This is a genomic window from Lactobacillus sp. UBA5813, from assembly GCF_002417895.1.
GTDB classification, from domain to species: domain Bacteria; phylum Bacillota; class Bacilli; order Lactobacillales; family Lactobacillaceae; genus Lactobacillus; species Lactobacillus amylolyticus.
The window spans coordinates 1-7,994 of sequence record NZ_DICZ01000020.1 but is presented as its reverse complement, the minus strand read 5'-3'; the positions used below and the strand labels follow the sequence as shown (position 1 = coordinate 7,994).

The 7,994-nt window shown below is 37.5% G+C and carries 9 protein-coding genes; 3 read left to right on the top strand and 6 right to left on the bottom strand.

The genetic code is table 11. The annotated features are described in order from the left end of the window. Positions 1–3 precede the first annotated feature (3 nt). Both B2008_RS03955 and B2008_RS03950 read left to right on the top strand, forming a co-directional pair. A complete protein-coding gene (locus tag B2008_RS03955; RefSeq protein ID WP_286822317.1) occupies positions 4–975 on the top strand; it encodes an NAD(P)/FAD-dependent oxidoreductase in 972 nt (323 codons plus the stop codon). An 8-nt stretch (positions 976–983) separates the two neighbouring features. Then, positions 984–1,634 (top strand): VTT domain-containing protein, encoded by a 651-nt coding sequence (locus tag B2008_RS03950; protein ID WP_281828251.1) that lies wholly within the window; start codon positions 984–986, stop codon positions 1,632–1,634. Between the two features lie 11 nt (positions 1,635–1,645). Here the strand turns inward: B2008_RS03950 and B2008_RS03945 are convergent, their stop codons facing one another. The 6 genes from B2008_RS03945 to B2008_RS03920 all read right to left on the bottom strand — a co-directional run bounded on the left by B2008_RS03945 (position 1,646) and on the right by B2008_RS03920 (position 6,408). Continuing rightward, a complete protein-coding gene (locus tag B2008_RS03945) occupies positions 1,646–2,254 on the bottom strand; it encodes a TIGR01906 family membrane protein (protein WP_281828252.1) in 609 nt (202 codons plus the stop codon). Then, positions 2,238–3,020, bottom strand: a complete 783-nt coding sequence (locus B2008_RS03940; protein ID WP_281828253.1) for a TIGR01457 family HAD-type hydrolase — start codon at positions 3,018–3,020, stop codon at positions 2,238–2,240. Before B2008_RS03940 ends, B2008_RS03945 begins: the two co-directional genes overlap by 17 nt. Positions 3,021–3,022: 2 nt before the next feature. After that, positions 3,023–3,601 (bottom strand): YutD family protein, encoded by a 579-nt coding sequence (locus B2008_RS03935; RefSeq protein ID WP_281828255.1) that lies wholly within the window; start codon positions 3,599–3,601, stop codon positions 3,023–3,025. After that, positions 3,555–4,979: a bifunctional metallophosphatase/5'-nucleotidase gene (locus B2008_RS03930; RefSeq protein WP_281828257.1), complete on the bottom strand. Its 1,425-nt coding sequence runs from the start codon at positions 4,977–4,979 to the stop codon at positions 3,555–3,557. Before B2008_RS03930 ends, B2008_RS03935 begins: the two co-directional genes overlap by 47 nt. Before the next feature lie 11 nt (positions 4,980–4,990). Next, positions 4,991–5,323 (bottom strand): hypothetical protein, encoded by a 333-nt coding sequence (locus B2008_RS03925; protein WP_281828258.1) that lies wholly within the window; start codon positions 5,321–5,323, stop codon positions 4,991–4,993. An 83-nt stretch (positions 5,324–5,406) separates the two neighbouring features. After that, positions 5,407–6,408 (bottom strand): substrate-binding domain-containing protein, encoded by a 1,002-nt coding sequence (locus B2008_RS03920; protein WP_281828259.1) that lies wholly within the window; start codon positions 6,406–6,408, stop codon positions 5,407–5,409. A gap of 169 nt (positions 6,409–6,577) precedes the next feature. On the opposite strand from B2008_RS03920, the gene B2008_RS03915 reads away from it, so the two are divergent. Continuing rightward, complete coding sequence (locus tag B2008_RS03915; RefSeq protein ID WP_281828260.1) at positions 6,578–7,684, top strand: M24 family metallopeptidase; 1,107 nt, start codon at positions 6,578–6,580, stop codon at positions 7,682–7,684. Positions 7,685–7,994: the final 310 nt, after the last annotated feature.

The following is a 7,994-nucleotide window of genomic DNA, read 5'->3' as shown; positions in this document are numbered from 1 at the left end:
ACTTTGAAAGGAGTTTTAAAAATTAAAAAATTTGATTTGGCTATTATCGGTGCCGGACCAATTGGATTATTTGCGGCAAATTATGCTCAGCTTCATGGATTAAAGACTGTCATTTTTGATTCATTAAATGAGGTCGGCGGACAACCGCAAATGCTTTATCCTTTTAAAACAATTAACGACATTCCGGTTTACCAAGCAATTACGGCAACCAATCTTATTACTCAATTGAAAAAAGGATTAAATAAGGACACCTCAATCGTAACTAATCATTCTGTTACTCAGATTGAGAAAAGAAATGAAGAGATTTTAATTGATGATAAATACAGTACTCGCAGTTTAATTATCGCAACTGGTAATGGAGCGTTTGATCCCAAAAAATTGCCACTTAAACTTGATTCTGAAATTGAAAAAAGAATCCATTATTATGTTCGCAATCCTAAAGAATTTTCTGGAAAAACAGTCGCCATCTTCGGTGGTGGCGATTCTGCCCTTGATTGGGCGCTAGAATTATCTCATTTCAGCAATATTATTTTAGTCCATCGGCGCCCACAATTTCGCGGACTCGAATCTACATTGTCTAAATTGCGTCAATTAAAAAATGTTAAAATTATCACTCCGTATCTTCCAAAGCAAATTCAAATAGAAGATAATCAGCTATCGGTCACGTTGAAAAGGATGGGCAATACGTATCTGCAGAAAATTTGCGGTGATCAAATTGTAGTAGCTTATGGTTTTAAAGCAAATAACCGCCTCATCAGAAAATGGGGCATAAAATTAACCGATGCTCGTATTGCAGTCAATTCTTCTATGCAAACCAACCTACCTGGTATTTATGCGGTCGGAGACGCTATCTCTTATCATGGACGCGTGCCAGTAATTGGAGTTGGCTTTGGTGAAGTACAGATTGCGATTAACGCCATTATGCGCGATCTTTTCCCTGAAAAAACATTAACTATTCATTCAACTAGTATGTAGGAGTCGTCATGCCTTTAATAGATTTTATTCTTCATATCGATGATCACCTTGTCACAATTGTTAATCAATTTGGTGCAGGCAGCTATTTAGTCCTATTTGCAATTATTTTCATCGAAACAGGACTAGTTGTCTTTCCATTCTTACCAGGTGATTCACTTATTTTTGCTGCCAGCGCTATGGCGGCCAACCTGCGTTACTCGCTCAATATTTGGCTGATTTACATTATCGTAGCTTTAGCTGCCATCATTGGTGACAGTGTAAATTATCGTATTGGAAAGTGGTCAGCCGCAGCTGGTGAAAAGCACAGCTGGTTCAATCGTTTGATCAATCACGACAATCGTTTGGCAGCCGAAAAATTTTTCGAACGTCATGGCCCAATTACAATCGTGATTGGACGCTTTATTCCGTTTATTCGAACTTTCGTACCGTTTATTTCTGGCGGAAGCAAAATGCATTACGGCAAATTTATTACCTACAACATTATCGGTGGTTTAATGTGGACCGGATTGTTCACAATTATTGGTTTCTTCTTTGGCAATATTCTGGTAGTCAAAGAGCACTTCTCGATGATTGTCTTGGCAATTATCTTTGTTTCAGTAGTACCAATTGCAATTGTAGCTTTAAAGAAGAAGATTTCATTAAAAAAAGAGTTCCATTAGCGGAACTCTTTTTATTTGCTTAATAATTTTTCAGCAAAGAATAATTCATAAATAATACCATCAACCGCAAAACAAGAAGCAAAAAAGCCTTCTGTCAAGACATTAATAATCGGATCAGTCGTTGGATCAAACAACCAGTTGCTATTAGAAAAGAACAACTGGTGAAAAACAATAAAAAAGCTATCAAAATTAGCAAATGCAAACGGTAAAATTACAATTGGCAAAATTAAAAATAATAAAGCCCATGTTTTATCCAACTTAAGCATGGCCTTATTTTTTTGCTTTTTTGCGATAAAGTGCAGAACCAAACATACTATAAAAACGACGACTATCCAAATAAACAATCTTTTGCAGTCGGCAAAGTGCTCAGCTGCATTCTTAGATGTTGGAAAATTATCCATTTTCAATTTTTGCTTAAATGGCCATAGCAAATACCACATCAGCTGGCTATAGTTATGCATCACTTTAAAAATCGACATATGTACAATCTCATTTGTTTTCTGCACAAGCATAAAAATAAACAGCAGTGGCCAACTCGCGATAATTGCTCCGACCACACTACTAGAGAGACCAAATAAAAAATGATACAAAATAGTCAGTGGATTAATATTTCTTCTCATAATTTAATTCATCTAAATTGTTAACTAAAATAGTCGGCTGTTTTTTGCCAACAATGTCCTGTTTTTGCGTAACGCCCGTCAGTGTTAAAAGTTGATCAACATTGCTGTTAAAACCAGCCCGAATATCAGTATTGTAATTATCGCCAACAATAATGGCCTCATCTTTAGTATGACCGACCTTGGCCAATGCCATTTCGACAATAATCGATTCCGGCTTGCCAATATAAAGCGGATTTTGGCCACTTGCGGCAGCGACCATCGCACATTGAGCACCGTTGCCTGGAATTAATTCATCCCCGAGTGGCAAATTCAAATCCGCATTGGTACCAATAAAAGTAGCACCATTGCGAATTGCTCTAGTTGCAACTCTAACTTTGTGGTAGGTCAAATCCCTATCCATACCGACGATGACATAGTCTGGATTTTTTTCGTTAATTTCAAATTCAGGATGGCTGAGCATCTCTGACCATAGACCAATCTCACCAATAATGTACAGTCCGATTTTCTTTTGATGATTGCGCTGCAAAATATAGCTTGCAGTGGCCATTGATGGTGTATAAACATGGGCCGTATCTGTTTCAATTCCGTGCCCTTTTAATTTATCAACTACCATCTGCGGTGTACGAGTCGTATTGTTGGTCAAAAAAAGATAATCCTTCTTGGCATCCGCTAATCGATGAACAAAACGGACTCCAGATTCAACAGTTTCATCTCCGCGATAGACTGTACCATCAAGATCGATTAAAAAAATGCGATAGTCTTTCACTGCTAATCCTTTCTCTTTTTAATTACGAAAGCATGATTACGACCTTTGCCCTTTTGAACGGCAATTGTTTTCTTCTTTGGAAAACGAGTTTGATAAACGCGTCGTTTTTTAAAGTTATTCTTCAAGCGCGTCCGATGCCTATTTGAATAACGGTACTTATGATAACGCCCAGGACGTTTTTCCTGTGAGCGACTATAGTTATACTTATGTGTAGGAGAAATCAATTCTAGCACAAAATAAGCGGCCCCAGGATTGCAATATTCAATCAAGTAATCCGCAATTGCTCTCTGCTTACTATCGATTGCAGTTCTAACAACATTTTTATAAAAACCTTTTAGACGCAAATGTTCACTCGACACATCACCCACAATATAATCGTATTGATCCAAGTAAGGATCATACTTTTTGCGCAGCATCTCTAAGTCAAGTGCATTATCTTTATCAACGATAATACGATACAGCTGCTTATTGATTTTTAATTTATCATCATCTTGCGCTACGACAGCTAGTGGATGGCGCAGAGGCTGTTCTTTTTCAAATTTGTTTTCTGTTTCGGAATTTGATCTGTTCTTTTCTGTCATTTACTTCACTTCTTGCGTTTATCGGATATTTTTGTGCGAGATAATCGCCAACAACTTCGCGTAATAACTGTGGGAATAGAAATTCGTTTTCACCAACGATCGCTAAAGTTGGGAAAAATGGAACCAATACATAATGGTCCAGACCTGCAATTTGATAATCTTTTTCTGGGTCAATCTTTTGACCATTTACATAAACGATCCGGTGGAGCTTGTCCACTTTAATCCCACGATAATACATTTGACCAAAAATTTTTCCCCTAAAGCTCATCCCTTGCAAAGGAAAATGGTCTAAATAATGGCGATTCTTTTCAATCTCCATCACCAAACGCCAAAGATCGCTGCCCTTCAGTTTCGTTCTTACTACATGCATTGGGTGTGGCAAGGCCTTTTGCAAATCAAATTTTGTTAAAGTTCCTGCCTTAAAAGGTGATAAAAACAGGCCCGAACTCAACATTGCCAAGTCAGTATTGGCAAAATGAGCAATTGCATCAAGCGATACTTGAATGGCCGCTACTTTATCATCAGCAAATTTTTCTGGCAAATATGCAACATGATCTTGCTCTAAGATTTGCTTTCCCTGCTCAAGATAACCTTGGATAATTTGTTCATCGCCTGCTTCTTCAGGCATTGAAGCAGTACTAATTGTTGTTGGCGCAATTTTAACTACTTGATGCTGATCATTAACTTCAAGCATAATATCACCAACATAATTTCCCCACTTGCCTGTCTGCGTAATCCAGGTTTGGTTGACTTTTTCACCATTTGGAATTAAATCGTGACTGTGTCCACCAACAATCAAGTCAATTTGTGGATAATTTTTTGCTAGCCACCGATTTTTTTTTAAACCGACATGCGTAATTAAAATCAGCACATCATATTTGCCTTCAATTTCAGGCAAAACGCGATCCATCGTTTCACCCAGCATTTTAATATTCCAGTGATTAGGGCCATAAGTCATTGGATAAGCCGCTGTTAGACCAACCAAAGCAATGCGAGTGCCTTTTTTGGTAGTCAAAATTTCATAGTCTTTTGCCCACTTAGGAAAACTCTCATCTTCTTCACACAAATTAGACAATAGAATCGGATGGTTAACATGATCAAATAAATGCTCTAAAACGGCATGTGGATTAGAAATACCTTCATTATTGCCGATCGTGCCAGCTGTGTAATGAAAATCATTCATCAATTTGATGTTGATCTGACCTTCAGTTACATCAGTCAACGGATGTGAACGATCCATAAAATCCCCGGCATCAAAAGTATAAACTTCATCGGCATTCGGTTTTTCTTGCATTTGATGCAAATAACGTCCTATTTTAGGAAAGTGTTCAAAATGAGAATGAAGATCATTTGTGTGTAAAATACGAATATTTTCCATGAGAATTTCCCTTATCCTATCCGGTTGGCCTTTAAAACCATCTTATACGCATCTAAAATTTTACCTTTAGGCTTTTCCCATTCAACCCATTTCGAATTTTTCCAGTCATCTTCATTTAATAAAGTTTGCAGATGATAGTTTTCATTAATGTACTTTTCATAAGTAATTAACGGCTTAGTTCGAGCAATGTTTACTTGTAAAATCTGCACGCGCTTAATATAACCGCGGTTGGCAGCCAATTCTGCGATCCCGTTTTGATCAATATTGGAAATTTCGTAATACTTGCTGCCGTCCTTACGTGTGACTTCTTCAATTAAATCCAATGTTTCGTATTGATGATCCATAGCTGACATCCATTCTAAGTGCTAGTATACATGCAATTGTAACACAAAAAAGAGGTCGAACTGATCGACCTCTGCTTGGATTATTATTGATTTAAAGTACTTTGCTTTTTAAGCAATTCATATGGCAATTGAACGTGAATGTCGTCTACTTTTTCATTATTCATTAATTTCGTCAACATTCTCATTGCAACTGCACCCATATCGTACAAAGGCTGCTTAATTGTAGTCAAAGCCGGACGAACAACTGAAACAATTTGCGTAGCACTTGCAGTAATAATTTCCAAATCCTTAGGAATGTTCTTGCCTGCATCCATTGCAGAATTCAAAATTCCGACTGCAGTAGCATCCCGAGTGACAATAACACCATCTACGCCGTCTTTTTCAAGTTGAGAATAAAGATTATAGCCGTCAGAGTAGTCATTAATTTTGGTATAAATATGCTCTTCTGTAATATCATGATCAGCTAAGAATTTACGATAAGCAGGAATTCTGTTTTCCTTATTAACAACTGCATCAGGATCGCCAACCACAATTGCCAAGTTCTTCTTGCCGTCGTTATACATTAAATTCAAAGCTTCTGTATCGGCCTTCTGATAGTCAATCGTTACTGAAGCAAATTCATCCCGGTTATCCTTAGTCCCTGCTAAAACTACTGGCGTGTTTGTCCGCTTGAAAGCATTAGCTGCTTTATCTGGCAGACGATTAGACATATAGATAACGCCATCTACTTGCTTGTTAAGCAAACTTTGGATTACTTCGTCTTCTTTCATTAAGCGGTTTTCAATACTGCTGATAATAATATTGTATTTGTAAAGCAATGCAATATCGTCAATTCCTTTGGAAAGTTCAGCAAAATAAAGATTGGTTAATTCTGGAACAATCAAACCAACTGTCGTTGTCTTCTTTGAGGCTAAGCCCTGAGCAACTGCATTAGGTTGATAATGCAAACGATTAATTACTGCTTCAACCCGTTCACGTGTTTCTTTTCTAACATTGCTATTGCCATTAATAACACGAGAGACTGTTGCCATGGAAACTTTAGCTTCTCGAGCAACATCATAAATCGTAACTTCTTGCTTATGCATTCTAAGTTCATCGCTTCTTTATATTTTACATCTCAAAAATACACATAGAGTAATTTAACACCAAAGCTCCGCAATTGCAAGCGCTTTCTGCTTTTTTTCATTTTTTTATGCTTATTCATGATATACTTGATTGAAAATATTAACAAATTTTCTTTTAGAAAGGAAAAATATGAACCTAGAAAAATTACAACAATGGCTGCAAGACAACAACCAAGACGTAGCCTATATTTCTAACCCAATTACTATTGCTTATTTCACTGGCTATGAAATGGATCCACATGAGCGAATCTTTTCTTTAGTCGCTTTTAAAGATGCTGAACCCTTCGTTTTTACCCCAGCATTAAATGTCGAAGAGGCTAAAGCGAGCGCATGGAACGGTGATGTCTTTGGCTATCTTGACTCAGAAAAACCATGGCAGATGATTGCTAACCATGTTAAGCAAAGAACTAGGAATTATCAAAATTGGGCAATTGAAAAAGACGATCTGTCAGTAGCTCATTATCAACTTTTGCATCAGCAATTTCCAAATGCTGATTTCGGCGGCGATGTATCTCCATTCGTAGAAAAAATCCGTCTTTACAAGACTCCAGAAGAAATTGAAAAATTAAAAGGTGCCGGAGCCGAAGCCGACTTTGCATTTAAGATTGGATTCGACGCTATTAAGACTGGGGCTACTGAACGCAGCATTGCTGGACAGATCGATTATCAATTAAAAATTCAAAAAGGCGTTATGCATGAAAGTTTTGAAACGATTGTCCAAGCTGGGAAAAACGCCGCAAACCCTCACTTGGGCCCAACGATGAACCGAGTCAAACCTAACGAATTGGTTTTATTTGATCTCGGAACCATGCATGAAGGCTATGCTTCTGATTCAAGCAGAACTGTTGCCTATGGTGAACCAACTGCCAAGCAAAGAGAAATTTATGAAGTGGATCGTGAAGCCCAGCAAGCTGCAATCGAAGCTGCCAAACCTGGAATTACGGCTGAAGAATTGGACAGCGTTGCTCGCGACATTATTACTAAGGCAGGCTATGGTGAATACTTCATCCACCGCTTAGGTCACGGAATTGGTAAAAATGTCCACGAATTTCCATCAATTGTTCAAGGAAACGATCTAGTTCTTGAAGAAGGCATGTGTTTCTCCATCGAACCAGGAATTTATATTCCAGGTTTTTCCGGTGTTAGAATCGAAGATTGTGGCGTTGTCACCAAAGATGGTTTTGAAACCTTTACCCATACTGATAAAGACTTAAAGATTTTGCCTTTAAAAGATTAAAGATAAACAAAAAGACTTCTAGCAACAAGCTAGTGTAGTGACCCCCCGAAATTCGGACACGGATTTCGGGGGTTTTACTATGTCTAAATTATCTAAACAAGATAAAATTCATATTTTTAAAGAATGGACTTTAGAAGAGAAACGCGGAACCTATTTAGGTAAAAATATGGAGTAAGAAAAGAAATTATAAACTATTTGGTAAAACTGATTAAAATTCATGGCTTTTCCATTCTTGATAAGCCTCATACTTATTGCTCCAAGGAATATAAAGAACGTGCAATCAAAAGGGTTCTTTTCGGAGACGAAGCAA

Excerpts from the sequence above, each read along its gene's own strand:
- B2008_RS03930 (WP_281828257.1), bottom strand. The coding sequence starts at position 4,979 with ATGGAAAATATTCGTATTTTACACACAAATGATCTTCATTCTCATTTT.
- B2008_RS03945 (WP_281828252.1), bottom strand. The coding sequence starts at position 2,254 with ATGAGAAGAAATATTAATCCACTGACTATTTTGTATCATTTTTTATTT.
- B2008_RS03925 (WP_281828258.1), bottom strand. The coding sequence starts at position 5,323 with ATGGATCATCAATACGAAACATTGGATTTAATTGAAGAAGTCACACGT.
- B2008_RS03920 (WP_281828259.1), bottom strand. The coding sequence starts at position 6,408 with ATGCATAAGCAAGAAGTTACGATTTATGATGTTGCTCGAGAAGCTAAA.
- B2008_RS03915 (WP_281828260.1), top strand. The coding sequence starts at position 6,578 with ATGAACCTAGAAAAATTACAACAATGGCTGCAAGACAACAACCAAGAC.
- B2008_RS03950 (WP_281828251.1), top strand. The coding sequence starts at position 984 with ATGCCTTTAATAGATTTTATTCTTCATATCGATGATCACCTTGTCACA.
- B2008_RS03935 (WP_281828255.1), bottom strand. The coding sequence starts at position 3,601 with ATGACAGAAAAGAACAGATCAAATTCCGAAACAGAAAACAAATTTGAA.